At 68.0% G+C, this 24,500-nt stretch carries 27 protein-coding genes and 1 pseudogene; 12 read left to right on the top strand and 16 right to left on the bottom strand.

The window, feature by feature from the left end:
- Nucleotides 1-76 precede the first annotated feature (76 nt).
- Nucleotides 77-775, top strand: coding sequence for a GAF and ANTAR domain-containing protein (locus tag AB0F51_RS24655; protein ID WP_360283737.1), 699 nt, complete (start codon nt 77-79; stop codon nt 773-775).
- Nucleotides 776-796: 21 nt separating this feature from the next.
- On the opposite strand, the gene AB0F51_RS24650 is transcribed toward AB0F51_RS24655, so the two are convergent.
- From AB0F51_RS24650 to AB0F51_RS24620, 7 genes are all read right to left on the bottom strand, one after another.
- The gene (locus AB0F51_RS24650; protein WP_360283735.1) at nt 797-1,489 is read right to left on the bottom strand and encodes an ANTAR domain-containing protein; all 693 of its coding nucleotides are present in this window, start codon (nt 1,487-1,489) and stop codon (nt 797-799) included.
- A gap of 11 nt (nt 1,490-1,500) precedes the next feature.
- On the bottom strand, nt 1,501-3,210 hold the full coding sequence (gene ctaD / locus AB0F51_RS24645) for a cytochrome c oxidase subunit I (RefSeq protein WP_360284105.1): 1,710 nt from the start codon (nt 3,208-3,210) through the stop codon (nt 1,501-1,503).
- Between the two features lie 125 nt (nt 3,211-3,335).
- On the bottom strand, nt 3,336-3,620 hold the full coding sequence (locus AB0F51_RS24640) for a hypothetical protein (protein ID WP_360283733.1): 285 nt from the start codon (nt 3,618-3,620) through the stop codon (nt 3,336-3,338).
- A 159-nt stretch (nt 3,621-3,779) separates the two neighbouring features.
- Nucleotides 3,780-4,232: a hypothetical protein gene (locus AB0F51_RS24635; protein ID WP_360283731.1), complete on the bottom strand. Its 453-nt coding sequence runs from the start codon at nt 4,230-4,232 to the stop codon at nt 3,780-3,782.
- A gap of 65 nt (nt 4,233-4,297) precedes the next feature.
- Nucleotides 4,298-5,362, bottom strand: a complete 1,065-nt coding sequence (locus AB0F51_RS24630; RefSeq protein WP_360283729.1) for an aldo/keto reductase — start codon at nt 5,360-5,362, stop codon at nt 4,298-4,300.
- Nucleotides 5,363-5,367: 5 nt separating this feature from the next.
- On the bottom strand, nt 5,368-6,276 hold the full coding sequence (locus AB0F51_RS24625; protein WP_360283727.1) for a MurR/RpiR family transcriptional regulator: 909 nt from the start codon (nt 6,274-6,276) through the stop codon (nt 5,368-5,370).
- A 53-nt stretch (nt 6,277-6,329) separates the two neighbouring features.
- On the bottom strand, nt 6,330-6,872 hold the full coding sequence (locus AB0F51_RS24620; RefSeq protein WP_360283725.1) for a helix-turn-helix domain-containing protein: 543 nt from the start codon (nt 6,870-6,872) through the stop codon (nt 6,330-6,332).
- Nucleotides 6,873-6,978: 106 nt separating this feature from the next.
- On the opposite strand from AB0F51_RS24620, the gene AB0F51_RS24615 reads away from it, so the two are divergent.
- On the top strand, nt 6,979-7,806 hold the full coding sequence (locus AB0F51_RS24615; protein ID WP_360283723.1) for an oxidoreductase: 828 nt from the start codon (nt 6,979-6,981) through the stop codon (nt 7,804-7,806).
- Nucleotides 7,807-7,954: 148 nt separating this feature from the next.
- Here the strand turns inward: AB0F51_RS24615 and AB0F51_RS24610 are convergent, their stop codons facing one another.
- Both AB0F51_RS24610 and AB0F51_RS24605 read right to left on the bottom strand, forming a co-directional pair.
- Complete coding sequence (locus AB0F51_RS24610) at nt 7,955-8,410, bottom strand: general stress protein (RefSeq protein WP_360283721.1); 456 nt, start codon at nt 8,408-8,410, stop codon at nt 7,955-7,957.
- A 2-nt stretch (nt 8,411-8,412) separates the two neighbouring features.
- Entirely contained in the window at nt 8,413-9,330 is a 918-nt protein-coding gene (locus AB0F51_RS24605) for an EamA family transporter (RefSeq protein ID WP_360283719.1), read from the bottom strand.
- A 39-nt stretch (nt 9,331-9,369) separates the two neighbouring features.
- Between AB0F51_RS24605 and AB0F51_RS24600 the strand changes: the two genes are divergently transcribed.
- On the top strand, nt 9,370-9,873 hold the full coding sequence (locus AB0F51_RS24600) for a MarR family transcriptional regulator (RefSeq protein WP_360283717.1): 504 nt from the start codon (nt 9,370-9,372) through the stop codon (nt 9,871-9,873).
- Nucleotides 9,874-9,906: 33 nt separating this feature from the next.
- Here AB0F51_RS24600 and AB0F51_RS24595 read toward each other — a convergent pair whose 3' ends face one another.
- Together AB0F51_RS24595 and AB0F51_RS24590 are read right to left on the bottom strand one after the other, a co-directional pair.
- The gene (locus AB0F51_RS24595) at nt 9,907-10,956 is read right to left on the bottom strand and encodes a hypothetical protein (RefSeq protein WP_360283715.1); all 1,050 of its coding nucleotides are present in this window, start codon (nt 10,954-10,956) and stop codon (nt 9,907-9,909) included.
- Nucleotides 10,953-11,465 carry a SigE family RNA polymerase sigma factor gene (locus AB0F51_RS24590; protein ID WP_360283713.1) on the bottom strand — a complete coding sequence of 171 codons (513 nt, stop codon included), beginning with the start codon at nt 11,463-11,465 and terminating at the stop codon, nt 10,953-10,955. The genes AB0F51_RS24595 and AB0F51_RS24590 overlap by 4 nt, the downstream gene beginning before the upstream one ends.
- A 124-nt stretch (nt 11,466-11,589) precedes the next feature.
- On the opposite strand from AB0F51_RS24590, the gene AB0F51_RS24585 reads away from it, so the two are divergent.
- Nucleotides 11,590-12,123, top strand: coding sequence for a hypothetical protein (locus tag AB0F51_RS24585; RefSeq protein ID WP_360283711.1), 534 nt, complete (start codon nt 11,590-11,592; stop codon nt 12,121-12,123).
- Between the two features lie 10 nt (nt 12,124-12,133).
- Here AB0F51_RS24585 and AB0F51_RS24580 read toward each other — a convergent pair whose 3' ends face one another.
- Complete coding sequence (locus AB0F51_RS24580; protein WP_360283709.1) at nt 12,134-13,150, bottom strand: enterochelin esterase domain-containing protein; 1,017 nt, start codon at nt 13,148-13,150, stop codon at nt 12,134-12,136.
- Between the two features lie 73 nt (nt 13,151-13,223).
- On the opposite strand from AB0F51_RS24580, the gene AB0F51_RS24575 reads away from it, so the two are divergent.
- The gene (locus AB0F51_RS24575; protein ID WP_360283707.1) at nt 13,224-13,787 is read left to right on the top strand and encodes a TetR/AcrR family transcriptional regulator; all 564 of its coding nucleotides are present in this window, start codon (nt 13,224-13,226) and stop codon (nt 13,785-13,787) included.
- On the opposite strand, the gene AB0F51_RS24570 is transcribed toward AB0F51_RS24575, so the two are convergent.
- Nucleotides 13,773-14,654, bottom strand: a complete 882-nt coding sequence (locus AB0F51_RS24570; RefSeq protein ID WP_360283705.1) for an MBL fold metallo-hydrolase — start codon at nt 14,652-14,654, stop codon at nt 13,773-13,775. The two genes, AB0F51_RS24575 and AB0F51_RS24570, sit on opposite strands and share 15 nt — an antisense overlap.
- Before the next feature lie 126 nt (nt 14,655-14,780).
- Here AB0F51_RS24570 and AB0F51_RS24565 point away from each other — a divergent pair, with 126 nt between their 5' ends.
- Both AB0F51_RS24565 and AB0F51_RS24560 read left to right on the top strand, forming a co-directional pair.
- On the top strand, nt 14,781-15,212 hold the full coding sequence (locus tag AB0F51_RS24565; protein ID WP_360283703.1) for a helix-turn-helix domain-containing protein: 432 nt from the start codon (nt 14,781-14,783) through the stop codon (nt 15,210-15,212).
- A 56-nt stretch (nt 15,213-15,268) separates the two neighbouring features.
- Nucleotides 15,269-16,570 carry an erythromycin esterase family protein gene (locus tag AB0F51_RS24560; RefSeq protein ID WP_360283701.1) on the top strand — a complete coding sequence of 434 codons (1,302 nt, stop codon included), beginning with the start codon at nt 15,269-15,271 and terminating at the stop codon, nt 16,568-16,570.
- Nucleotides 16,571-16,621: 51 nt separating this feature from the next.
- On the opposite strand, the gene AB0F51_RS24555 is transcribed toward AB0F51_RS24560, so the two are convergent.
- Nucleotides 16,622-17,428, bottom strand: a complete 807-nt coding sequence (locus AB0F51_RS24555) for an MBL fold metallo-hydrolase (protein WP_360283699.1) — start codon at nt 17,426-17,428, stop codon at nt 16,622-16,624.
- A gap of 55 nt (nt 17,429-17,483) precedes the next feature.
- On the opposite strand from AB0F51_RS24555, the gene AB0F51_RS24550 reads away from it, so the two are divergent.
- The 4 genes and pseudogenes from AB0F51_RS24550 to folP form a co-directional block, all read left to right on the top strand.
- Nucleotides 17,484-18,368 (top strand): AraC family transcriptional regulator, encoded by an 885-nt coding sequence (locus AB0F51_RS24550; RefSeq protein ID WP_360283697.1) that lies wholly within the window; start codon nt 17,484-17,486, stop codon nt 18,366-18,368.
- A gap of 59 nt (nt 18,369-18,427) precedes the next feature.
- Nucleotides 18,428-19,885, top strand: coding sequence for a peptide MFS transporter (locus tag AB0F51_RS24545; protein WP_360283695.1), 1,458 nt, complete (start codon nt 18,428-18,430; stop codon nt 19,883-19,885).
- A gap of 75 nt (nt 19,886-19,960) precedes the next feature.
- Entirely contained in the window at nt 19,961-20,932 is a 972-nt protein-coding gene (locus AB0F51_RS24540; protein WP_360283693.1) for an LLM class flavin-dependent oxidoreductase, read from the top strand.
- A gap of 51 nt (nt 20,933-20,983) precedes the next feature.
- Nucleotides 20,984-21,751 (top strand): annotated as a pseudogene (gene folP / locus AB0F51_RS24535) (dihydropteroate synthase); the annotation flags it as partial.
- Here folP and AB0F51_RS24530 read toward each other — a convergent pair.
- Together AB0F51_RS24530 and AB0F51_RS24525 are read right to left on the bottom strand one after the other, a co-directional pair.
- Nucleotides 21,743-22,198 (bottom strand): hypothetical protein, encoded by a 456-nt coding sequence (locus tag AB0F51_RS24530; RefSeq protein WP_360284104.1) that lies wholly within the window; start codon nt 22,196-22,198, stop codon nt 21,743-21,745. The pseudogene folP and the gene AB0F51_RS24530 sit on opposite strands and share 9 nt — an antisense overlap.
- The gene (locus tag AB0F51_RS24525; RefSeq protein WP_360283691.1) at nt 22,099-23,100 is read right to left on the bottom strand and encodes a PLP-dependent aminotransferase family protein; all 1,002 of its coding nucleotides are present in this window, start codon (nt 23,098-23,100) and stop codon (nt 22,099-22,101) included. Before AB0F51_RS24525 ends, AB0F51_RS24530 begins: the two co-directional genes overlap by 100 nt.
- 65 nt (nt 23,101-23,165) lie before the next feature.
- Between AB0F51_RS24525 and AB0F51_RS24520 the strand changes: the two genes are divergently transcribed.
- Nucleotides 23,166-24,491, top strand: a complete 1,326-nt coding sequence (locus tag AB0F51_RS24520; protein WP_360283689.1) for an MFS transporter — start codon at nt 23,166-23,168, stop codon at nt 24,489-24,491.
- Nucleotides 24,492-24,500: the final 9 nt, after the last annotated feature.

Below are 24,500 nucleotides of genomic sequence, written 5' to 3'. Positions count from 1 at the left end.
CCAGAAGAGCCGTTCTCACGCTCAGTGATGGGGGCTCAACGCGCTTCGGGTGGCTGTGGGCGGGTACAGGTCGGGCATGGACGATGCAGCCTTGCTTGGAGCAGCCCAGCTACTGGCGAAGTCACTCACTCCGGGTGATCTCGACCATACGCTGAGCCGTATCACCGCGGCAGCAGTCGAGGTACTGCCCGAAGTGCAGTACGCCAGCATCACGGTGAAGCACAGCGACGGCAGGCTCGAGACCGTGGCTCCGACCGATGACGTGCTCTGGGGCGTCGACGCCGCGCAGTACGAGCTGCAGGAAGGGCCGTGCTACCAGGCGGCGACCGACACCGCTCATGTCATCTCGCCCGACCTGGCTGTGGACGAGCGTTTCCCGAAGTACGCCGAGACCGCGGTCGCTGTCGGTATCCGGGCACAGATGGGGCTGCGGCTGTTCGACGCGCCGAAGTCGCAGGGCGCCCTCAACCTGTACTCGCAGACGCCGGGCGCCTTCGAGGATCTCAGCTCGCTCGGGGAGCTCTTCCGGCACCAGTCGGCGATGGCGATCGAGTACGCGAACGAGATCCAGAACCTGCAGGAGGCGCTGCGCACCCGGCGGACGATCGGCCAGGCGGTCGGCATCCTGATGGAGCGCTACACCCTGACCGACCAGCGGGCCTTCGCTTTCCTCACCCGCCTCTCCCAGCACGGCAACACCAAACTCCGCCGCCTCGCCGAAGAACTGGTCGCCGACGTCCAACGCAAGGGCGAGCAAGGCACCGGCCAGGGCTGACGCCGGCGCGACGGGCGCCGTCTATGCGTCTCCTCGGAAGTCGAGCTCGCGCTCCACGACCTGGCGGGCGGTTTCGGCCAAGGTGATGTTGTGGGCGTAGGCGTGGGCGCGCAGGATCGCCAGCGCGTCGTCGGCTGACAGCCGCAGCTGGGCGGTCACCATGCCGCAGGCGTGGTGGACCTGGGCCCGGGACGCCCAGGGACCTTCGGAACCGAATCCTTTGGCGGCCGGATCCTGCAGCAGGGCGGCGCCGACGGCGTCGGCCAGGAACTGGGCCGTGTCGTTCGGCTCGGGCAGCTCGCGCCCCTCCGTGAAGTAGGTGCTGACGACGCCCAGCGTCCGGCCCGACGGGCGCATCGGGAACGAGTACATGTTCAGGCCGCCGACTGCCTGCCAGGCCGACCTGGCGAACTCGGGCCAGCGCAGATTCGGCTGGTCGTTCAGCGCCAGCGTGAAGTGGGTGCTGTACCGGAACGCGTCCAGGCACGGCCCTTGCCCGGTCACGTCCTGCAGATCCACCAGCCTCGCCATCACCGCGTCCGTCGTCGACAGGGTGGTCCGGTTCGCCGTGGTGTTCTCCACCGTGATCGCAGCGCCGTCCGCGCCCAGGATCAGCCGGCTCGCAGTGCACAAGCGCCCGGCCAGATTCGGATGGGTGGCATTGGCGGCCGCCAGCGTGGCGAGCCGGACGAAGATTCCTGCGCGGTCTGTCATTGACCTCTCGGCTACTTTTCGGTGTCAGGCCGGTTCAGGTGCTCGACCCGCCCTTGGTCCTCGCCGGCGTCCAGCAGGTTGTCCTTGGGCGCACCGCTGTCCGGGTACTCCGCCATCGCGACGTCCGGGTGATGCAGGTCGAAGGCAGGGCTCTCCGACCGGATCCGCGGCAGGCTGACGAAGTTGTGCCGCGGGGGCGGGGAACTCGTTGCCCACTCCAGCGAACGGCCCCAGCCCCACGGGTCGTCGACGGCGACCAGCGGCGCCTTCCGCGACTTGTAGAGGTTGTAGAGGAACGGCAGCGTCGAGACGCCCAGCAACATGGCCCCCACGGACGAGACCTGATGGAGAGTGGTGAAGCCCTCGTTGGCCCCGTACGACGCGTAGCGCCGCGGCATGCCCTCGACACCCAGCCAGTGCTGGACCAGGAAGGTGGTGTGGAAGCCGAGGAACAGCAGCCAGAAGTGCAGCTTGCCGAGCTTCTCGTCGAGCATCCGGCCGGTCATCTTCGGCCACCAGAAGTAGAACCCGGCGAACATCGCGAACACCACGGTCCCGAACACCACGTAGTGGAAGTGCGCGACCACGAAGTACGTGTCGCTGATCTGGTAGTCGAGCGAGGGGGAGGCGAGGATGACGCCGGTCAGGCCGCCGAACAGGAACGTGGTGAGGAAGCCGACGGCCCACAGCATCGGGGTGTCGAAGGAGATGGAGCCGCCCCACATCGTGCCGATCCAGTTGAAGAACTTCACCCCGGTGGGCACCGCGATGATGAAGGTCGCCAGCGAGAAGAACGGCAGGCTGACGGCGCCGGTGACGAACATGTGGTGCGCCCAGACGACCACGGAGTACAAGGCGATGGTGAGGGTGGCAGCGACCAGGCCGATGTAGCCGAAGACGGGTTTGCGGCTGAAGACCGGCAGGATCTCGGTGATGATGCCGAAGAACGGCAGCGCGATGATGTAGACCTCGGGATGCCCGAAGAACCAGAACAGGTGCTGCCACAGCAGCGGCCCGCCGTTCGCGGCGTCGTAGACGTGGGCGCCGAGCCGCCGGTCGGCCTCCAGCATCAGCAGCGCGCTTGCGAGGATCGGGAACGCGATCAGGACCAGGATCGACGTGACCAGGATGTTCCAGGTGAAGATCGGCATCCGGAACATCGTCATGCCCGGTGCGCGCATGGTGATGATCGTGGTGACGAAGTTCACCCCGCCGAGGATCGTGCCGAGACCGGCCATCCACAGGCCCATGATCCACAGGTCAGCGCCGATGCCCGGCGAGCGGGCCTCGGTCGACAGCGGGGTGTAGGCGGTCCAGCCGAAGTCGGCCGCGCCGCCGGGGGTGAAGAACCCGCTGAACGCGATCAGGCCGCCGAACAGGAACAGCCAGAAGCTGAACATGTTCAGCCGTGGGAAGGCCACATCGGGAGCACCGATCTGGACCGGCATGATCACGTTCGCGAAGCCGACGAACAGCGGCGTCGCGAACAGCAGCAGCATGATCGTGCCGTGCATGGTGAAGAGTTGGTTGTAGACCTCTTCGTTCACGATCTGCAGACCCGGCTGGGCCAGCTCCGCCCGGATCAGCAGCGCCATCAGGCCGCCGACGAGAAAGAAGACGAAGGACGTGATCAGGTAGAGCTGTCCGATCAGCTTGTGGTCGGTGGTGGTCAGCCACTTGACCGCAAGCTGCCCGAGCGTCCGCCTCCTGACCAGCGGCATCGCCGACGTACGGACGGCCTGCCGGCGTTCCTCAACGGTCGCCACCGTCGCCTCCTCCCGGAAGGAAACCTGTCAGCGAGTACCCACCTGGGAGGTAATCCATGCGCGAGACGGCGTGCCGTTTTTCAGGTGGGCAGTTGGCGAAGCCGTTGCTCCAGACGCCGCACCAGCTCGGGGTGTTCCGTGGTGCCGTGGCCGAGACAGATGCCGTTGACCAGCGCCTCGGCAACTTGGCAGGTGCAGGCGTCACACTCGATCGACCAGGCGCGCAGGATCGCCCCGGCCTCCTCGGGCGACAGGTCGAACCAGCCCCGCAGCACGCTTTCGGCCTGCTGCAGCTGCCTGGTCTTGTGGGCCCTCGGATGAGCATGGGTGCAGGTCAGGGTCGGTGCGGAAACCTGATCGAACATAGTGCGAGTCCTTCGTGTCCACCTCGGCGCGACCGGCACGATCTGCTGCTGGGCTGAGGTCGCAACCCACGAAACCGAGGAACTCCGGCAACCTGCCGGTTGCCGGAAGCACCTTCCAGTACCCCGGTCACAGGCGTTGATGCGGCGTGGGAGCGGGGGTCACCCTCCGAGTTCGCCGGCATCCATCTCGTGGCCGGAGCGGCCGGGGGTGGCGCGTTTCCGTTTCAGCTGGGCCTCGTGGAGGTGGCGTTTGCCGCCGGCCAGCTGCTGGCGGGCTTCTCGCTCCAGGGCGACGAAGGGTTCGTAGTACTGGTCGTCGTAGTCCTCGACCACCTTGAACGTCCATCGCCCGGGCAGCACGTTCCGGCCGATGAGCTCGCTGTCGATCCGGTCCGCGAGCTCCTCGTGACCGGCCTTCCGCAACGCCTCGACCGCCTCGTCCAGCCCGAAGTCGGCCTCACCGGTCAGCTGATGAAAGGAGTACAGATGTCCCCGCGCCCGGATCGTCTTCTCCAACGCCTCGGACAAGGCCCCGAGCGCCGCGAGCGTCTCATCACTCATCCCCTCCGGCCGCCGATGCCCAGCCGGCCAGTCCCGAGCGTCCCCATCCACCGAACTCTCCCCATGCTCCATGCGGCACCGGTACCCACCCGGTGCCGCTCCGAACTACCACCGGATCAGAACGGCGCGTCACCCATCCGGAACTGGTGAGTCGCGTCGTCGAGTTCCTGCTTCAGGTCGGCAGGCAGGGTGTACGCGAGTGCTGCGAGGGTGTCGGTCAGCTGCTCCGGCCGGCTTGCGCCGATGATGGGCGCGGTGACCGCCGGGTTGGCCAGCACCCAGGCGAGTGCGACGGTCGCGGGCGGCTGACCTGCCTCCGCCGCGAGAGCCCGGAAGCGGTCCACGGCGCCGAAGCGCTCATCCTGCCAGTAACGGCCCTGGTAGATGTCCCGGACCGCGTCGACGGCGAATCGCGTTCCGCTCGCCGGTTCGCCCCGGTCATGTTTGCCGGTGAGCATTCCGCCCGCGAGCGGGTTGTACGGCAGAACGCCCAGGCCCTCCTCCAGGCAGAGTGGCAGCAGCTCCCGCTCCGCCTGCCGGAAGAGCAGGTTGTAGCGCGGCTGGACCGTGACGAAGGAGACGAGGTCGCGCGCCTCACTGCGCCCCAGTGCCCGTGCGATCTGGTACGCCGCGAAGTTGGAGCACCCGACATAGCGAACCTTGCCGGACCGGACCAGATCGTCCAGGGCGGACAGCGTCTCGTCGATCGGTGTCGCCGGATCGGTTCCGTGCAACTGGTAGAGGTCGAGGTAGTCGGTCTGCAGCCGGCGCAACGACTGCTCGACGGCGTCGAGCAGATGCCGGCGCGAATTCCCTTGCTGCCAAGGGCGCGGCCCCACCCGATGAGACGCCTTGGTCGCCAGTACGACGTCCTGACGCCGGTTCTTCAGCCAGTTGCCGACGATCTCCTCGGTCCGCCCGACGGTGGCGAGCCGGCCGCCCATGGGATAGACGTCGGCTGTGTCGATGAAGGTGATCCCGCCCTCGACGGCCCGGTCGAGGATGGCGGCCGAGGTCGGTTCGTCGCACTGGAGCCCGAACGTCATCGTGCCGAGGCACAGCCGCGAGACGGGAAGGCCGGTGCGGCCCAGGAACACGTGTTCCATGCTGCCCGGTTCTTTGGTGCCCAGTTCGGCGGGGCTCGGTTCGGTGGGGCTCAGTTCCGTGGTGCTCGGTGCCATGGGGCTCAGTCCTTTCGGCCGGACAGGCGTGGCATCCGGCGGGGTTCGACAGCAGCGGAGGTGGCGGCGATCGCGGCGACGGTGGGCTCGAACGTCCGCTGCGCGACACCGACGTACAGGAGATCGACGACGAAGAGCTGGGCCTGGCGGCCGGACAGGCCGCCGGCGCGGAAGGTCGTGTCCGAGGCCGCGGTGATCAGCGCGTGGTCCGCGGCGGCGGCCAGCGGGGAACGGGGGAAGTTCGTGATCGCCACGGTGGCGGCACCCGACTGGCGCGCCTTGGTGAGCGGTTCGACGACATCGCGGGTGTGGCCGGAGTGTGAGAGACCGACCGCCACGTCGCCGTCGCCCAGCAGTGCGGCGCTGGCCAGGGCGTCGTGGGAGTCGGTCCACACCTGGGCCGGGCGGCGGATGTGGTGCAGCCGCCGGCCGAGATCCTGTGCGACGGATCCGCTCCCGCTCACGCCGTAGATGTCGATGCGCCGCGCGGCGACGAGCAGGTCGAGTGTCTGCTCCAGCACGGTGAGGTCCAGGGTGGCCGCGGTGTTCTGCAACGCCTGGATCTCAGCACCCAGCAAGCCGGTCACGACGTCGGACAGCGCGTCGCTGGGCCCGATGTCGCTGCCCTGTGCGGGAGCCCAGCCAGAGCCGGGCGGCTGAGCGGCCTCGCCGGCGAGGGCGTACCGGAGTTGCTGGTAGCTCGACAGCCCCAGTGAGCGGCAGAACCTGGTGACGGTCGCCAGTGACACACCGGCCCGGCCCGCCAGCTCTTCACTGGTCGACAGTGGCGCCCGAGTGGGATCGAGCAGCACTTGGTCCGCCACTCGCCGCTCCGCCGGTGCCAGCTCCGGCAGCAGCCGGCGAATCGCCAGGATGATGCTTGCTGGTTCGGTATTACCTATCTGATTCGACATAAGGCTGTAATTCTCTAACCAATCCGCGAGCTAGTCAACCACTCCCAGAAGTGTCAGACGCGGCCGATGCCGTTGAGGAGGGTGGTGATGGCTAGGTCCGCGGCTTGGGCGGGGGTGAGGTGGGGGACGTCTTCGGCGGCGACTTTGATGACCTGGCGGAGGAGGCCTTCGAGCCAGCCGTGGGGGAGGTCTGCGCGGAAGAGGTCTTCGTCGACGGCTCGGCGGATGAAGGTGTCGAGGCGGTCGCCGAGCTCGCGCCGGCGGGCCGCGGTCGCCGGGTCCGCGGCCATCTGGTCGAACGCGACCGGCCATTGGCGGGTGGCGGCGATGATGCCCTCGGCGTACCGGTGCAGGGCCACCGTCACCGGGGCTTCGGTCAGGCGGGCGGCCTCGAAGGCGAGTTCGACGGCGTCGTACCGGGCCTTGTAGATGGCGGCGAGCAGGGCCTCGCGGGAGTCGAACTGCCGGTAGACGGTCCGCCGGTCCACGCCGGCCTCGCTCGCGATCGTCGCCATGCTGACCGTGGGGTCGGCGGCGAGCAGGCGTGCCGCAGTACCGAGGATCTTGTCGAGGTTCCGGGCGGCGTCGGCTCTCATCGCGTCAACCTATCTCGCGTGGCGGTAAGCCTGGGAATAGGCTCAGCCGTGTGGTGTGTTGTAGATTAATTGTCACAACAGTGTGGCAGTTTCGAAAGAAGGAGTCATGGACAAGATCTGGTTGATCACCGGCAGTTCTCGGGGCCTCGGTCGTGCGCTGGCCGAGGCGGCACTCGACAACGGTGACCGCGTGCTGGCCACCGCGCGGCGGGTGGAGCAGCTCGACGACCTGGTGAAGGAGTACGGCGAGGCCGTCCACCCCTTCGCGCTCGATGTCACCGACGCGGCGGCCGCGCGGGAGGCCGTCCAGGCCGCGGTCAAGGTCTTCGGTGGGCTGGACGTGGTGGCGAACAACGCCGGCTACGCGAACAGCGCTCCGATCGAGGAGATGGCCGAAGACGACTTCCGGGCCCAGGTCGAGACCAATCTGTACGGCGTCGTCAACGTCACCAAGGCTGCCCTGCCGGTATTCCGTCAGCAGCGCGGTGGACACTTCCTGCAGTTCTCGTCGATCGGCGGCCGGGCCGGAGGTACGCCGGGCATGGGCGCGTACCAGACGGCGAAGTTCGCGGTCGAGGGATTCTCCGAGGTGCTGAACAACGAGGTGAAGCCGTTCGGCGTGAAGGTCACCATCGTCGAGCCCGGCGCGTTCCGGACCGACTGGGGTGGTTCCTCGATGACGCTCAACTCGGTCGGCGAGGACTACGAGTCGACGGTCGGTGAGATCAACCGGTACCGCGCGGCGGTCGACGGCACCCAGCCCGGCGACCCCGCCAAAGCGGCCCAGGCCATCCTCGCCGTCGTGGTGGCGGACCAGCCGCCTCTTCGCCTCCTGCTCGGCAAGGACGCGCTCGAGCTGGCGGACAAGGCGTCGAGGTCTCGCGCCGCCGAAGCCGCCGAATGGGCCGGCCTCACCACCTCCACCGACCACTGAACCCCCGCCTCGAGCGAGAGGTGAGTGGACGGAATGGTGGCGGTCCCGGCGCTTCTGGGTTGAACGCCTGGGGCCTGGGGGCGACGGTCCCTCGAGTGACCGCGTCTCCTGATCTGCCAGTACCCACTAGGGCCGATGCTATGAGTGATCAGGCGGCATCAGGCAGTTGTTCCTCACCGGCGAGCAGCCGGCGCGCCACCCGTTCGTCCTCCGGTGCACACCACACCTCGAAGCGGGTCGCGACCGGCTGTGGCTCCGGCGCGGGCCGGGACAGTGCACGGAAGAAGCCGCGCAACGCGCCGAACAGCGCGCCGTACAGGATCCCCCACAGCACCACGAGGAAGCCGTTGGTGTTGGTCTCGGTGAACGATGCGATCAGAATCGCGATCAGCAACCCGATGCCCGCGCCTTGCGCGGCGTCCATACCAGTACTGCGCGCCACGCTCCGGCGCGGTCTGTCCGCCAGCCGGAGGTCGGTGCCGACGATGCTGAGGCCTTCCCGCAGACCGCGCGACCACAGGAAATCCACCGTTGCCTGCGCCTCGGCCCGCGTCGATGCTGAAGCGATGACATTGCTGGAAACCCCTGCACGGTACGACGGCACGGCTACCCCCTTGATTCGGCGTGGACTACTTCGGAGCGACGACTGCCCGGGTACCCAGGCGTAGCGGGACCATGCCGCCCCCGCCCCCTGCTTACCAGGATTCCCGCCAGGATCAAGGCGATCCCGGCCAGCTGTGCTGTGCTCAATCGCTCGCCGGACAAGGTGGTTCCGAGCAGTACGCCGGTGACCGGGTTGAGCAAGCCGATGAGGCCGACGGTCGCGGCGCCGAGATGACGCAAGCCGATGAACCACGCCAGATACGCGACGGCCGTGGCGACCAGGACGACGTAGACGAAGCCGCCGATCGCGGCCCGACCGAGGTGTGGTGGTGCTCCTTCGAAGACGACGGCGAAGGGGATGAGTACCGCGCCGCCGGCGATGAGTTGCCAGGCCGTGGTGGCGATCAAGTCTCCCGGCCGTCCCCACTTCTTCGTCAACGCATAGCCGAAGGACGACAGCGTGACCGCGGCCAGCGAGGCGGCGACACCACGAAGGTTCACGGCCGAGGGCGCGGTGCCGAGCATGACGCAGACGCCGGTGATGCCGGCTGCCGTGCCGAGCACGACTGGCACGGTGGGCCGTTCGCCGAGCAGAGCCCAGGCGAACATCCCCATCGCGAGCGGCGCGGTCGACATGATCATCGACGCGACGCTCACCGGCAGCAGTTGGGATGCGACGTAGATCAGCGCGAAGAAGGCGCCCACGTTGCACACCCCCAGTACTGCGGACTTCCACCACCAGTCGCCGACCGGCTTGCGGCGCGCCAGGCAGAACAGCAGCAGCCCGGCCGGGAGCGCGCGGAGGGCGGCGCCGTACAGGGGATGGTCGCTGGGCAGGTACTCGTGGGTGACGTAGTAGTTCGTGCCCCAGGCGATCGGTGCGATCGCGGTGACGGCGGCCCAGCGAAAACTATTTTCCATGGAAGACATTCTATCTTCCGTGGAAGATAGAATGCTCCGGTGACCGAAGAACAGGACCACGTCGCCCGGATCCAGGCCGCATGGCGGGCGGAGCGGCCGGATCTCGACGTCCGGCCGCAGGGCGTCATCGGCCGGCTGCACCGGATCGCCGCCCGGCTGACCAGCGAACTGAACCTCGTCTACGCCCAGCACGGACTTACCGAGGGCGAGTTCGACGTCCTGGCCGCGCTCCGCCGCGCCGGTACGCCGTACGAGCGGGCGCCGGGTGAGATCGCGCTGCACACCATGGTCACGACCGGTGCCGTGAGCAAGCGGGTCGACCGGCTCGAAGAGGCCGGCCTGGTCCATCGGCGCCGCAGTGACGCCGACGGACGAGGCCGGATGGTGCGGCTGACCCCAGCCGGCAAACGCCTGATCGACAAGGCGTTCACAGCCCACATCGCGAACGAACAAAGGCTCCTGGAGACACTCACTCCGTCCGAAGCGGACCAGCTGGAAAAGCTCCTCAAGAGCTGGCTGACCCGCCTGGAGCCGGCGGACTGACCAGCCCGCCGGCTGATCAGTACGAGGTCTGCTTCAGAGCGGGAGGGTCTTGAGCACCTTCCCGGCCGCGTCGTACGCCGTGAGCTTGCCGCCCCACTCGGTGGAGTTCCCCTTGGCCTTCCACATGACGGCGTACCAGCCGTCCTGCACCTTGACCTCGTGCACACCCAGACCATTCGCGGGCTCGATCCGCAGCTTGGCGACCTGCGGTGAGATCCGGCCCTGGCCGCGGTAGGTGAACCCCTTGCACGGCTTCCCGTACGTCGCGCAGTCGAGGCTGCCGCTGAGAGCCGGGTCGATCGCCGTCCTGTTGATCATGGCGCCGGTGAGGAATCCCGTGCTCGACCCTAGCGGCGCCGCGTCGGTGGGCAGCGTCGGGCTCAGGTCACAGGCGACCGCGGTGCGCCCCGACGGTGACAGTGCGATCAGGCTGGTCCCGATCCCGGGCGCGGTCTCTGTCGCCGTCACACGCCACTTGGTCAGATCGGACCAGAACAGCACGGAACAGTTCCGCAGTTGCCCGGCTGCCGTCGTCGGCATCGGCTCGCGCTGGGCGGCGGCGACCAGCGCGGCGGACGGTTTGTCGCCGCCCGGAATCGTGCAGGCCATCGGCGGATCGCCCTTCTGTGGCTGGTACAGCACGGTCATCCCGGTCGGCCCTCCACCTGGATGCCGCAGCGGCCGCTTGTACTGCGGGTAGCGCAGCGTGCAACGCCGGACGACCTCGGCCGCGGGGAGAGTTTTCCCCAGCGCGGCCTCTCCGCGAGGAACGCCCGGTACGGGACCGAACGCCTCACCGGCGGCCCCTCCAGTGCCAGTGCTCGTGCCAGTTGTCGTGACGGTGCCGGCGACACCAGGCTGGTCCTTCGCAGTACCGAGGTTCGGCAGGATGCTCGCGGCAATCGCGACAGCAGCCACGCCCACCGCCACTCCACCGACCGAGAGCAACTTGCGGCGGCGTTTGCCCCGGCGGCCGCGGTCGAGCAGGGCCCTCGCGTCGATCGGATCCAGCGGATCGGTGGCGGCCAACCGGTGCAGCTGGGCGCCGAGATCCCGGACGTCGTCCATCTCGTTCTCCTTCATGAGACCCGCCCTGCCGGCCGGGCCTGGTCGATGGTGGTCCGGAGAGTTTCGAGGCCGCGGGCCGTCTGGCTCTTCACGGTGCCGGTCGAGCAGCCGAGGATCTCGGCTGTCTGCTCGACGGACAGGTCCTCGTAGTACCGGAGGACCACGCACGCCCGCTGGCGTGGTGCCAGCGCGCGCAGCGCAGTGAAAACCTCGTCCCGGGCCGCGTGACCCGTGGCCGGGTCCGCGATCTGGAACCGGCCGGGTGGCAGGACATCGGTCGGCACTTCCCGGCGCCAGGGGCGCCTCCCGATGTCCATGGCTGCGTTGATCACCGTCCGGCGGGCGTACCCGAGCGGGTTGCCGGCGCGGTTCCACTTCGCCCAGGACAGATACAGCCGGTAGAGCGCGTCCTGGACGACATCGTCCGCGGTGTGCCAGTCCCCGCAGACCAGAAACGCGGTCCGCCGCAGCGACGCACTCGCCGCCTCGACGAACTCGACGTACTCCTGGTCCTGGTCCGCCATGGTGCCTCCACTCTCCCTTGTCTCCTAGAAGACGGAAGCCGCGAGCATCGCGGTTGCAACGGCGGGTCCTGGTCGAAGGCGTTGACAAGCGGGTGGTGGTAAGGAGTAAATATGTGCCATGCACATGACTAGTCAGGTTGAGGCGGCGAAGGTTCTTGCTGGGTTGATGGTGTCGGAGGGGCCGCGGGAGGAGTTTGCCGAGGCCTTTCAGCCGTTCGCGCCGTTGATCGGGAGCTGGGATCTCGACGTCAGTTGGTACGACGAGGACGGCGCGGTCACCCGGCAGACGGTGGGGGAGTGGCACTTCGCCTGGGCGCTCGACGGGCGGGCGGTCGCGGACATCTGGATCACTCCGAGCCGCGCGGCGCGGGCCACCGACGGCGACGGGGAGTGGGGCCTGACCATCCGGATCCACGATCCGGAGCTGAAGGCTTTTAGGTCCACCTGGATGGGTCCCAAGCATGCGTCCGTGATGACGTTCATCGGTCATCCCGGCGAGAACTCGATCACCCTCGAGGCCCGCGAGCCCAAGGCCGCCAAGACGCGCTGGATCTTCACCGAGATCTCCAGCACCGGCTTCCACTGGCGCAACGAGGACGAGGACGCCGACGGCCGCATCATCGTCCGCCAGCGTTTCGTCGCCACCCGCCAGAAGTAGCCTTCAGCAACTAACTGCGCCGGCTGGCGGGAAAGGCCCAGTGCAGGGCGTCGATCAGGCCGACCTGCCAGCAGGCATAGTCGTGCCCACCTTCGTACTCCCGGTACGTCGAGTCGTAGCCACGCTCAGCCAGTACTGCGGCCAGCCGGCGGTTGCCGATGAGCAAGTCGCCCTCGGTGCTGCCGGCCTCGTAGAAGAACCGTTGGGTCGTCAGCGGACCTTGTTCGAGCTCGTCGATCACCGAGGCGCCGTCGAAGCCGTCGGCGTCCCACCAGAAGGAGCTTGACTGCCCGACGACGGTGTCGAACAGGTCCGGCCGCTGTCGTGCCGTGAAGGTGGCGGCGAGGCCGCCGAGACTCTGACCGATCAGCGCCGTCGGGCCGGTGGTCGCCCAGCGCTCGGCGAGCTCGATCGCGACCGGTGCGAACACCTCCGGCCGAGCGAGCGCCTCCCGCCTCGGCAGGCCGCGGATCGACTCGATCAGGACCACGGTGATCGGGAGATCCAGGTGGTTCGGCAGGCCAAGGTCGATCCATCGAGCACCGTCGAACAGCACCGCCAGCCCTTGCGGATCAGCTGGTTGAGCGATGGTGACGACGGATCCATCGTCCAAGACCTGCTGCCGCACGACGCTTTCCGTAGTACCGGATCGGGCTGCCTTTGATGGTGCGGCCGGCATCTCCAGGACTGAGGCCGGGCCGGGGTTGCCGTAGGTGCAGCCTGCCGGGTGAGTGAGTGGGTTGAGCGGGTCCGGTACGCCGGCGGCCATGATCGCCGTCCACCGTTCGTCGTCCACCTTCTGACCACGCACCGGCGCGTCCCGCACAGGACAGAGCTGGTACGACGTCCTGAGCGCGGCAGGGAGCTCCAACGTCAAGGACCAGCCGTCCCTGTCCTGGTTCATCAGATAGCGGTCCAGTTCCCCTTCGTCATAAGCCCGATCCGTATGCGAGATGAGCCGCACCAGTACGTCGTACGCCGGCTGGTCGTCGCTCCAGCGAAACGTCACTTGCCGCAGGTCTGTCACGAGTTTCCCCTCCGAGTTGGCGAGCCGGAGTTCGTCGTACCATGAAACAAGTTGTTTCAGCCAAGGGGAGCGGATGGATCAGAGGCTGCTGGCAGTCGCCATCGAACTGCTGGACGAGGAGGGCTGGTCCGCGCTCACCTTGGACCGGGTCGCCGAGCGGGCGGGTCTGTCCCGGGCGACGGTCTGGCGGCACGGTGTCACCCAGGCGTCCGTCGAAGCGGTGTTGCGCGCGCAACTCGTCCGCGACTATCGCGACGCCCTGTGGGGACCGCTGACGATGGAAGCTTCCGGGCGGGACCGGCTGACTGCGGCGCTGCAAGCCTTGTGTTCGGTTGCCGAGCGCAACTTGCCGCTGCTGGCGCACACCGAGGAGGCTTTCCATGGCCCGGCGCTCGACGCGATGGGCATCGAGCTCGACTTCTTCGGGCCGTGGTTCCGGATCCTCGAGGCCGGCGCGGCCGACGGAACGCTCGATCCGGTCCCCGACCCCGAGCGCTTCGTCACCGCGCTGACCAACCTCGTCATGCTCACCTACGTCCATCTGCGTGCCCTGCACGGCGACTACGGCTGGCAGCCGGAGGAGACCCAGGACTATCTCCTCCATCTGGTTGCCCAAGGCTACTTACCGCGCGCCTGAGCTCCAGCGGTGCTGGAGTTTCGGCGGCAGGAAGTGCCCGAAGACCGTGCCGGCGAAGTGGCCGGCGGCAATCGTCGTGCGGCCGTCCTGGTAGGCGGCCAGCAGGTCGATCCGGGTCTTCGTACCGGCCTCGGCATCGACGTCGAAGCGGAAGTTCCAGTGGGTTTCGCTGACCTGTGCCTGGGTGTGCATGACATCGCCGAGGATCAGCACTCGATGATCGGTCCCGGGATCGGTGATCAGCAGGCTGGTGTGGCCAGGTGTGTGGCCGGCGGTGGAGATCGCGTGGACGCCGGGCACCAGGACTTCACCGTCCAGGAACTGAACGACGGAGGTCAGCGGCTTCTGAACCGCTTCGGGATCGGGTCCGGTGAGTTCGGCGGTGCCGCTCCAGTGGTCCCACTCGGCGCGGTCGACCACATGGCGCGCCTCGGCGAACGTCAGCCCGCTGGGTGATCCGCGGTGGCCGGAGTCGGGGGCCGGCGCGTGGTCCGTCGTCCAGCCGACATGGTCGTGGTGCAGATGGGTGAAGAACACCGTGTCGACGTCGCTCGGCTGCAGTCCCTCGGCGGCCAGGCTCTCCAGCAACCGCCCTCCGCTGAACGAGCCCATTCCTGGGATCTCGAAGTCGACCGCACCCAGCCCGAGGTCGACCAGCAGGCGATGCTCGGGAGTCTGGACGAGAAACGAGCCGACGCTGATCGGCAGCCTGCCATCGTCGTCGAGGTACGGCGCGTACGCCGACCAGCCGTCCGGCGCGGAGGCCGGGAAGAAGACCGTCGGGTCGAGGTGGACCTCGCCGTCGGGCAGGTAGGTGACCGTGGTCGAGCCGACGGTGACCTGGGTCCGGGGTGCGGCGGTGAGCATGTGCGGGGGTTCCTCTCGTGAGCTGCGCTGACCTACTAACCATTGGTTAGCTGGAATCGCTCGACAAGTACGCACTTACAAGTGCGCAGCTGTAGGCACGCACTCTCCATCGGTTAGCCTTTGGCTATGTCACCCCGCTCGGTGCAACCCCGTCCGCGCCCCGGTAGTCGCCGGCCTGCTCGCGCCCGCTTGGCCGACGGGCACCTCGCGAACGTCTACAGCGCGGCCTGTCCGTCCCGGCAGGCGCTGGACCGGTTGGCCGACAAGTGGACCGTGCTGCTGATCGGTGCCCTGGAGACCGGGCCGCGGCGCTTCGGGCAACTGCGCGACCAGATCGACGGGATCAGCGAGAAGATGCTCACCCAGACGCTGCGCAGTCTCGAGCGAGACGGCCTGATCACCCGCCAGGCGGATCGCCCGGACCGGACCGTCCTGTACGAACTCACCCCGTTGGGCAGAACGCTGCAGGATCCGGTCGCCGCGATCCGGGCCTGGGCCGAGCGGTACATCAACGACATCGAAGCAGCCCGCGCCGAGACGGACGCCCGGGAAAGCTGAGCCCGAGCTTTCTGGGTACTGGCCGCACGCACCCGTCGTACAGGTGAGGAGGCGTGATGGTGCAGCTTGCCGGTGAGCCGATCGCGGAGCTGGATGAGCTCGAGCTGGGTGGACTGCTCGAGCGGATCGGTGATGCGCGGCTGGTGCTGCTCGGCGAGGCGTCGCACGGGACGAGTGAGTTCTACCGAGTGCGGCAGCGGATCACCCGGGAGCTGATCGAGCGGGCCGGTTTTGATTTCATCGCCGTGGAGGCGGACTGGCCCGATGCCGCTTTGATCGATCGCCACGTCCGCGGCGACGCTTCCGAGGGCGCCGCTTCCGAGTCGGTCGAGTCCGGGTTCCGGCGGTTTCCGCAGTGGATGTGGCGCAATACCGAAGTACTGGATTTCGTGAACTGGCTTCGGGCCCACAACGACCAGGATCCGGAACATCCTGTCTCGTTCCATGGGCTCGACCTGTACAGCCTGCAGGACTCGATCCAGCGGGTGCTGGCCTACCTCGACGGGAAGGACCCGGAATTGGGGGAGCTTGCCAGGGAGCGGTACGGGTGCCTGACGCCGTACGAGTCGAACCCGGCGGCGTACGGGAAGGCCGCGGTGAGGCAGCGGTATCGCGCGTGTGAGCACGACGTTGTGGCGGTGCTGCATGAGCTGTGCCGGCGTCGGGACAGCTACCGGACCGGCCGCGGTGAGGAGTTCCTCGACGCGGAGCAGAACGCCGCCGTCGCGCGGGACGCCGAGCGGTACTACCGGGCGATGTACTACGGCGGCGAGGAGTCCTGGAATCTGCGCGACCGGCACATGTTCACCACCTTGCAGGCGTTGCTGGACTTTCACGGGCCCGCGGCGAAGGGCGTGATCTGGGCGCACAACTCGCATCTGGGCGATGCCAGGGCTACCGCCATGTCGGCCCGCAGGCAGCTGAATCTCGGGCAACTGGTGCGGGCGAAGTCCGGGATCGGTTCGTACCACATCGGCTTCGGCACCGACCACGGAACAGTGCTCGCAGCGCCGGCCTGGGGACAGGAGCCAGCCGTCATGCAGGTCCAGCCTGGGCGGCCGGGTAGCTATGAACACCTGTTCCATCAGGCCGATCAGAACGCGTTTCTGTTGCCGTTGCGGCGCGGCGCCATCGATGCCGAGCTGCGTCGGTCACTGTGCGAGCAGCGGCTGGAGCGCGCGATCGGAGTCGTCTACCGGCCGCAAACCGAGCTGGCCAGCCACTACTTCGACGCTGTCCTGCCGGTGCAGTTCGACGAGTACTGCTGGATCGACGAGACCACGGCGGTAACCCCCTTGGGAGGCACCGTCGAAGCCCCCGCCGATCCACGGCACCCCTTCGCGGCGCTGGACGCATAGCCAGCTGTTTGCCGGGGGCAACCAGCTGGTCCGCCGGGGTGATCTCCGGGGTCAGCCCCAGGTCATCTCGCCCTTGGCGACCTTGGTGCCGAGGCCGGCGGCGATCTTCAGCCCGGCGTCCGGGTAGGCGGCCAGCAGCGAGGACTCCGCCTCAGCCGCGTTCTTGGATGCCGCAACGGTCTTCTCGAACAGCTCGAGGTACTCGCGGGTATGGGTGATGGCGGTCAGGTCGGTCGGCGTACCGGCGAGCCGGTGGCCTGCGACGACGTACGCCGGGGCAAGAGCCTCCAGGTCGTTCAGTACCCGGATCCACTCGGCCCGGAGTTCCGGGGTGGCGCTGTCGGCGGTCCACACGTGCAGACCTTCGAAGAGCAGTACGCCGCCCACAACCGAACGCGACTCGGGCTCGAACAGGTACCAGGCCCGGTCGCCGAGCTGGTCGCTGGCGCGGCGTACCTCGATCGTCGTGTCGTCCACGGTCAGCGTCGACTCGGTCAGGGGAGCAATGTCGACCAGTCGGGTGGGCAGGTTCTGGCCGAGGTGGGCCCAGGCCTGGAGCTTGCCTTCGTAGCTGTGCTGGATGTGCTCGATGACGTCGGCCGGGGCGACGAAGGCCGCCTCCGGGAACGCGTCGGCGATGACTTCGGCGCCGAAGTAGAAGTCCGGGTCGCCCGCGGTGATCACGACGGTGCTGAGCCCCTTGCCGGAGTCGAGCACCTCGGCGACGATCCGGTGGCCGTCCGCCCGGGTGAAGGCTGCGTCGACGACGAGTGCTTCGGACTCACCGGTGACGACCACGGAGGTCTTGTTCAGCGACGTGTCCGCCGCGTCGATGACAGTGAAAGTAAGATTCGACATGCTGGTAACGCTAGGGCGGTGGGAGCCGGAAATCCCGGTAGCAAGAGGAAGGCCGATGGTAAAAACGGGACAACCGGCGATCCGCCGCGTCCGCTTTCTGCCGCCGTCCCGGGGAATCGGCGATCTCGAGGTCAACACCCTGCACGGCATCCGCGAGCGCGGCGGTCCGCACGAGTTCCTCACACCCCAGCGGCTCGAATTCGACCTGCTGGTCGCTGTCGAAGAGGGCGCCGCCGTGCACACCGTCGACTTCACGGACTACCCGCTGCGCCCGGGTGACGTCCTCTGGGTGCGGGCCGGCCAGGTTCACCAATGGAGTGCGATCGAGGACATCGAGGGGGCGGTGGTGCTGTTCGGCTCGCACACGATCAACGACCAGACCAGCGAACTGATCCGGGCGCATGTCGTTCGCCCGCGGAGCCACTGGTCCGCCGTCGACCTGAAGGGCTCGCCGGTCCCGCAGGCTCTCGAACTGCTCACGCTCAGCGCCGGTGTGGACGCGGGGGAGCGGGGTGATCTACGCCAGGCAGCCCTTGCACACGGTCTTGCCTTGCTTCTCGTCCAGCTGACCCTGGTCGAGCCGCCGGACGGCGTACCGGCGCAGGGGCTGACTCACGAGGCGTACGGCTGGTTCCGCGATCACATCGAGGAGCACTTCCACGAGTGGCACAAGGTCAGCGAGTACGCCGACCGGCTGGGCTACTCGGCGCGCACCCTCAACCGGCTCGCCCGCCAGAACACGGGCTTGTCCGCCAAGGAGCTGATCGACGAACGCGTCGTACTGGAGGCGAAGCGCCTGCTCAGCCACGCCGACACCTCCGTCGCCGAAATAGCCGACCAACTCGGCTTCGACGACGCCTCCAACTTCTCGTCCTACTTCCGCCGCCACACCGACCTGACCCCCGTCGCCTTCCGCACCCGAAGCCGCACCGACCACTGATCGCATGAGGATCGGGTGGGCGGGTACCAAGGGGCGCGAGTCGACGAAGGGATGCTGCCGTGACCACCGAAACCGAGACCCAGCCGAGTCGTACCTTCTTCGGTCAGCCGCCGGTCCTGGCGAACCTGTTCGGTGTCGAGCTGTGGGAGCGGTTCTCCTTCTACGGCATGCAGGGCATCCTGCTGATCTACCTGTACTACTCCGCGGCGCAAGGCGGCCTGGGGATCGACGAAGGCACCGCCACCAGCATCGTCGGCGCGTACGGCGGTCTCGTCTACCTCTCCACGATCGTCGGCGCCTGGCTGGCGGACCGGCTGCTGGGTGCCGAAAGAACCTTGTTCTACAGCGCCGCGGTGGTCATGCTCGGGCACATTGCGCTCGCGCTGATCCCAGGGCTGGCCGGTGTCGGCGTAGGCCTGGTGCTGATCGGTTTCGGCAGCGGCGGGGTCAAGGCCAACGCGACTTCCCTGGTCGGCAGCCTGTACTCCGAACACGACGAGCGCCGCGACGCAGGCTTCTCCCTTTTCTACCTCGGCATCAACCTCGGTGCCCTGGTCGGCCCGCTGCTGACAGGGCTGCTGCAGAAGGAGGCCGGCTTCCACTACGGCTTCGGTCTGGCTGCCGTCGGGATGGGGCTCGGCCTGATCCAGTACAGCTTCGGCAGGCGCCGGCTGGCTGACAAGGCACGGGAAGTACCGAACCCGATCGAGGGTGCGGCGTTGCGACGGGTCGCGATCTTCGTGGCGGTCGCCGTACTCCTCATCGTCGTCGTGATGGTGACCGGCGTGCTGCCCGCCTCGCGGTTCGCCACCGCCGTGGTGGTGCTGAGCGCGGTCGCCGCCATCACCTACTTCGTGGTCATCCTGGGGAGCGGGCGGACCACCGACATCGAGCGGCGACGCGTCCTCGCGTTCATCCCGCTGTTCCTGGCGAGCGCCGCCTTCTGGTCGCTGTACCAGCAGCAGTTCACCGTGGTGACCATCTACGCCGACCAGCGGCTCGACCGGACGATCTTCGGCTGGGAGATGCCGGTGTCGTTCGTCCAGTCGATCAACCCGATCATGATCATCATCCTGTCCGGCGTTTTCGCTGCCCTGTGGACCAAACTCGGCTCCCGCCAGCCGTCCACACCGGTCAAGTTCAGCCTCGGTCTGGCCGTGATGGGGATCGCGTTCCTGCTGTTCCTCCCGATGGCCGGCGGCGGCCCGAACAGTGCGCCCCTGCTGGGCCTGGCCGGCGTACTGCTGGTCTTCACGATCGCCGAGCTGCTCCTGTCGCCGGTCGGCCTCTCGCTGGCGACCAAGCTGGCACCGGAGGCGTTCCGCACCCAGATGGTCGCGCTGTTCTTCCTCTCGATCGCCCTCGGGACGGCGATGTCCGGCGTACTGGCCAAGTTCTACAGCGCCGACCACGAGACCGCGTACTTCGGAGTGATCGGTGTGGTCGCCCTCCTGCTCGGCCTCGCCCTGGGGGCGGCCACTCCCGCCATCCGTCGCCTGATGAGCGGCATCCACTGACTCATGTCCAGCCCGCATCAAGTCCTCTGAACTTGGCATTGGACCGGCGGCGCGGGTGGCGGCAGCCTGGGACAGATGAGTGTTCCTACCTTCGGGATCCTGCACGACTTCCGCCGGCCGCCGACCAACTCCGACCCCGTTTCCCGATACTACGCCGAGAGTCTCGAGGAAGTCGCCGTTGCCGATCAGCTCGGCTTCGACGCGGTCTGGATGTCGGAGCATCACCTCACCGCCGACGGGCTGCTGCCTTCACCACTCGTGATGGCAGCCGCGATTGCCGCGCGAACCACCCGGCTGCGGATCGGCACCAACATCGTCGTACTGCCTCTTCATCACCCGCTCCGAGTGGCGGAGGACGCTGCGGTGGCCGACCTGGTCTCGGGTGGGCGCCTGGTGCTCGGCGTTGGCCAGGGGTATGCGGAGGAGGAGTTCGCCGCTTTCGGCGCTGAACGCCGGCATCGCGGCACCCTGCTCGAAGAGGGCGTCACGCTGCTGCGCCAGGCGTGGTCGCCGGGGCCGATCGACTTCCACGGCAAGCATTGGTCGTACGACGGACTGCGAGTCACGCCCCAGCCAGAACGCGCGATCCCGATCTACGTCGCCGGAGTCGCGCCGGCCGGCCTCCGCCGCGCGGCCCGACTCGGCGACGCGGTCATCATCTACTGCGCCAAACCCGCCGACCTCCGAGCCAGACGCGCCCTCCTCGATGAGATCGCCCCGGGTCATCCACTGATCTGCACCAGCATCTTGCACGTAGCCGAGGACCCGGACCAAGCATGGACCGAAGCCGCACCCGGAATCGCCTACCTGGAAGGCCAAATCGCCACCTACAGCGGCCAGCCGGACCTCCCGCCTCCCCACCGAGACGACTACCTGGTCGGCACCCCCCAGCAGGTGGCGGACCAGTTAGTTGCCCTCCACCACGACATCCAGTTCGACCACTTCGCCCACTGGTCCCGCCTCCCAGGCCTCCCCCACAGCCGCGCCCTGGAGTCGCTGCACCTAATAGCCCACAAGGTCCTCCCAGAGATAATCAGCCGACTCTGAACCATCCATCGAAGTACTGTGGAGCAGGTGATTACTTCGAGGCCGTTGGTGATGGGGATCGTCAACGTCACCGCGGACTCGTTCTCCGACGGCGGCAAGTATCTGGCGACCGAGGATGCGTTGGCCCAAGCATGGCGGCTGGTGGAGGGCGGCGCCGACATCATCGACCTCGGCCCGGCAGCCAGCCATCCAGGTGCTCAGCAGGTGAGTGCCGAGGAGGAGATTCGGCGGCTGGCCGATGTCCTGGACGAGTTGGTGGCCGCTCGCGTCCCCGTGTCGGTCGACTCGTTCCAGCCGGAGACCCAACGGTTCGCCGCCGCCCACGGCGCGACGTACTTGAACGACATCCAGGGCTTTCCCGACCCGAACCGCTATGCCGAGCTGGCCGACACCGGCTGCACGCTCATCGTGATGCACTCGATCCAGCGCCGCGGCCCGGCGACCGAAGTACGCACCGATGCATCGGCCGTTTACCAAGGCATCGAGCACTTCTTCCACGAACGGCTCGCCAACCTGCAGGCAGCCGGCGTCGATCGCTTGGTGCTTGACCCAGGACTCGGGTACTTCCTCGGCAGTACTCCGGAACCTTCCCTTAAGGTGCTCGCCAACCTCAGCAAACTGAAAGCCCAGTTCGACCTACCGATCCTGGTCTCCCCTTCCAGGAAGTCCTTCCTGCGCACCCTGACCGGCACCGCCCTCGCCGACATCGGCCCAGCCACCCTCGCCGCCGAGCTCTACGCGGCCACCCAAGGCGCCAACTTCATCCGCACCCACGACCCAGCCGCCCTCACCGACGCCCTCACCATCCACTCAGCCCTGGCAGCTTGCTGGCGCTGCTCCGGTTGCGAGGGCGCGGAGGAGGGCGGTGAGGGTTTGGGGCCAGGTGTGCTGGGGTGGGGCTCCGTAGCCGAGGATGAGGGCCGGGGGGAGGTCAGGGCCGAAGCGGGACATGCCGAAGGTGGCGATGTCGTGGGTGGCGAGGTGGCGTAGTACGGCTTGTTCGTCGTGGTCCGGCAGGTTGAGGACGACCTGGAGGCCGGCGGCGATGCCGGTGGTGGAGTAGTTGCCTAGGGCATGGATCAGTTCGTCCCGGCGGCGCCGGTAGCGCAGCCGGGCGGCGCGTACGTGCCGGTCGTAGCCGCCCGACTCGATCATCGTGGCCAAGGTCAGCTGGGCCAGGCTGTTGCTGTGGCGGTCGGAGAGTTCTTTCTCGGCGACCACGGCGTCGACGAGGTGGCTCGGCAGGACGAGCCAGCCGAGACGCAGGCCGGGCGCGAGCGTCTTGCTCGCCGAACCGGCGTACGCGACGACGTCGGGCCCCAACCCCTGCAGCGCTCGATCGGTTGCCGGTCGTACCGGAACTCGCCGTCGTAGTCGTCCTCCACGATCACCCCGCCGGTACGCCGGGCCCAGGCGATCACCTCCGTACGGCGGCGCGGAGCCAGCGGTACGCCGGTCGGAAACTGGTGAGCCGGAGTCAGTACGGCGCCGGCCTCATCGCCCAGTTGGCCGACCACGGCACCGTGCGAGTCGATGGGGAGGGGTCGTGGATCCAGCCCGACCCAGCTGAGCTGCTGCCGGATCGCGGGCTGGCCGGGACGCTCATAGCCGAACGATCGAGCGCCCTGCCGATGGAGTGCGCCCGCCACCAGCGCCACGGCTTGCCGCAATCCACTGCAGAGCAGGATCCGGTCAGGGTCAGCCTGTACGCCGCGGACGCGGTTGAGGTAGCCGGCCAGCACTTCCCGGGCGTAACGCGACCCCTGCGCTTCGTCGTACTGGAGAGCCTCCCGAGGACGCGTGTTGAGAACCTGCCGGGTCGCGGCGTTCCATGCGGCCGCCGGAAAGAACGACACATCGGGCCGCCCGGCCCGCAGATCGTGCGCGACCTCAGGCTGCAGCGAGCTTGGTGACATCTGAGCAGGCTGCGGCTGTACTGCGGCCACTCGCGTGCCGGCACCCCGGTCGCCCTCCAGCCGCCCCTCCTGGACCAGCTGGCTGTAGACCTCGGCCACCGTGTTCCGGGCCACCCCGAGGTCGATCGCCAGCGCCCGCGACGACGGCAACCTGGTACCGGGTGGCATCGCCGTGATCGCCTCTCGCAGTGCTCGCTCGAGGCCGGTCCGGACTCCCGCCGACCGGTCGAGGGTGAGATGCAGGTCCGTCATGGCCCACGATTCTAGCTGCGACTTGGCCCAAGATTCTGGGACAAGATCATCCTAGCGTCGGTGCTGTGGACCAACTGACCTTGCGCCTGATCGCCCTCGTGAGCCGGACCGGGACCGGACTCGCAACCGCCGTCTCGGCCCTGTTCGTGACCCAGGTGTCCGGCTTGAGTCTGCGGTCGGTAGGTCTCACGTTGACAGCGGCTACTGCGATCGCGGTCGCCGCAAGCACCTGGCTCGGACATCTGGCCGATCGGCTCGGCGCACGCGAGGTGTACGCCGGGATGCTCGGCCTGCAGGCGATCGGAGTCGCCGGGCTCGTCCTCGTTCGCGATGTGCCCGCCTACGCCTTGGTGGCGTTGGCGCTGGCGATCGGGGATCTCGGCCAGCGGAGTGCCCAGGGAGCGGTGATCCACGCGGTGGTGCCGGCCGAGTCGCGATTGCGGGTTCGGGCGCAAGTTCGAGTGGCCGCCAATGCGGGGTTCGCGGTCGGCGCCGGGCTCGGTGGCATCGTGCTGGCCACCGATGCGCCGGCGGCGTACCGGGTCGGTTTGCTGGTGACCGCCGTACTGCTGCTGGCCACCGGAGCCCTGATTCTCCGGTTGCCGCGGGTGCCGGCGGTCGAGCCGGGCGCGTCGCCGTGGGCCGTACTGCGAGACGGTCCGTTCGTCGGTTTCATGGCGCTCAACGGGGTGCTGAACATCCACAACACGATGCTGAACGTTGCCGTCCCACTGTGGATCGCGACGCAGACCTCGGCACCCACCTGGATGGTCTCGGTCCTGCTGGTCACGAACGCGGTGGCGGTGATCCTGTTCCAGATCCGGCTCACCCGGGGGAGCGAAACCCTCAAGGGAGCGGGCCGGGCGTCGCGACGGGCAGGCCTCCTGCTGTGCTTCGCCTGTGTCGCTATGGCGCCTACCGCGCACACCTCGACCTTGGCAGCGGTCATCCTTCTGCTCGTGGCGGCCGTTCTCCATGTCGTCGGCGAGATCCTGGAGTCGGCCGGCGGTTGGGGAGCCAGCTATGCCCTCGCGCCACCCGGACTGGTCGGGCAGTACCAGGGTGGTCACGCGATGGGCCGCGGTACCGGAGACCTGATCGGGCCCACTCTCTTCACCGCCGTGGTGATCCCTTTGGGCTCTGCCGGCTGGCTCCTGGCCGCCGTGATCTTTGCCCTGGCAGGTGTCCTGATCCCGTTGGTGCTCAGGACGGCCAGTTCAGCGGTTGTCGGTGGATGGGCTGTGGAGCTTGAGGGCGAGGAGAAGGGTGGTGATGATTCCGGCGGCGATGACGAGGACGGCGGTGCGGATTCCTTCGGCGGCCGCGATGCGAAGGTGGTCGCCGGCGAGGGCGTGCGTGTGGGCATTCGCGACGAGGACAAGCGCGGCTAGGCCGACGAC

Origin of the sequence: Kribbella sp. NPDC023855, from assembly GCF_040639475.1 — a bacterium.
Classification (GTDB): domain Bacteria; phylum Actinomycetota; class Actinomycetes; order Propionibacteriales; family Kribbellaceae; genus Kribbella.
Note: the sequence above shows the minus strand (reverse complement) of the source record. Positions and strands in the feature narration are given on the sequence as shown.

Coding starts and splice junctions, on each gene's coding strand:
- AB0F51_RS24575 (WP_360283707.1), top strand. CDS start 13,224: ATGGATCAGAGGCTGCTGGCAGTCGCCATCGAACTGCTGGACGAGGAG.
- AB0F51_RS24650 (WP_360283735.1), bottom strand. CDS start 1,489: ATGACAGACCGCGCAGGAATCTTCGTCCGGCTCGCCACGCTGGCGGCC.
- AB0F51_RS24625 (WP_360283727.1), bottom strand. CDS start 6,276: ATGTCGAATCAGATAGGTAATACCGAACCAGCAAGCATCATCCTGGCG.
- AB0F51_RS24590 (WP_360283713.1), bottom strand. CDS start 11,465: ATGGCGGACCAGGACCAGGAGTACGTCGAGTTCGTCGAGGCGGCGAGT.
- AB0F51_RS24585 (WP_360283711.1), top strand. CDS start 11,590: ATGACTAGTCAGGTTGAGGCGGCGAAGGTTCTTGCTGGGTTGATGGTG.
- AB0F51_RS24560 (WP_360283701.1), top strand. CDS start 15,269: ATGGTGCAGCTTGCCGGTGAGCCGATCGCGGAGCTGGATGAGCTCGAG.
- AB0F51_RS24620 (WP_360283725.1), bottom strand. CDS start 6,872: ATGAGAGCCGACGCCGCCCGGAACCTCGACAAGATCCTCGGTACTGCG.
- AB0F51_RS24615 (WP_360283723.1), top strand. CDS start 6,979: ATGGACAAGATCTGGTTGATCACCGGCAGTTCTCGGGGCCTCGGTCGT.
- AB0F51_RS24655 (WP_360283737.1), top strand. CDS start 77: ATGGACGATGCAGCCTTGCTTGGAGCAGCCCAGCTACTGGCGAAGTCA.
- AB0F51_RS24605 (WP_360283719.1), bottom strand. CDS start 9,330: ATGGAAAATAGTTTTCGCTGGGCCGCCGTCACCGCGATCGCACCGATC.
- AB0F51_RS24555 (WP_360283699.1), bottom strand. CDS start 17,428: ATGTCGAATCTTACTTTCACTGTCATCGACGCGGCGGACACGTCGCTG.
- AB0F51_RS24630 (WP_360283729.1), bottom strand. CDS start 5,362: ATGGCACCGAGCACCACGGAACTGAGCCCCACCGAACCGAGCCCCGCC.
- AB0F51_RS24550 (WP_360283697.1), top strand. CDS start 17,484: ATGGTAAAAACGGGACAACCGGCGATCCGCCGCGTCCGCTTTCTGCCG.
- AB0F51_RS24565 (WP_360283703.1), top strand. CDS start 14,781: ATGTCACCCCGCTCGGTGCAACCCCGTCCGCGCCCCGGTAGTCGCCGG.
- AB0F51_RS24540 (WP_360283693.1), top strand. CDS start 19,961: ATGAGTGTTCCTACCTTCGGGATCCTGCACGACTTCCGCCGGCCGCCG.
- AB0F51_RS24595 (WP_360283715.1), bottom strand. CDS start 10,956: ATGAAGGAGAACGAGATGGACGACGTCCGGGATCTCGGCGCCCAGCTG.
- ctaD (WP_360284105.1), bottom strand. CDS start 3,210: ATGCCGCTGGTCAGGAGGCGGACGCTCGGGCAGCTTGCGGTCAAGTGG.
- AB0F51_RS24640 (WP_360283733.1), bottom strand. CDS start 3,620: ATGTTCGATCAGGTTTCCGCACCGACCCTGACCTGCACCCATGCTCAT.
- AB0F51_RS24525 (WP_360283691.1), bottom strand. CDS start 23,100: ATGACGGACCTGCATCTCACCCTCGACCGGTCGGCGGGAGTCCGGACC.
- AB0F51_RS24570 (WP_360283705.1), bottom strand. CDS start 14,654: ATGCTCACCGCCGCACCCCGGACCCAGGTCACCGTCGGCTCGACCACG.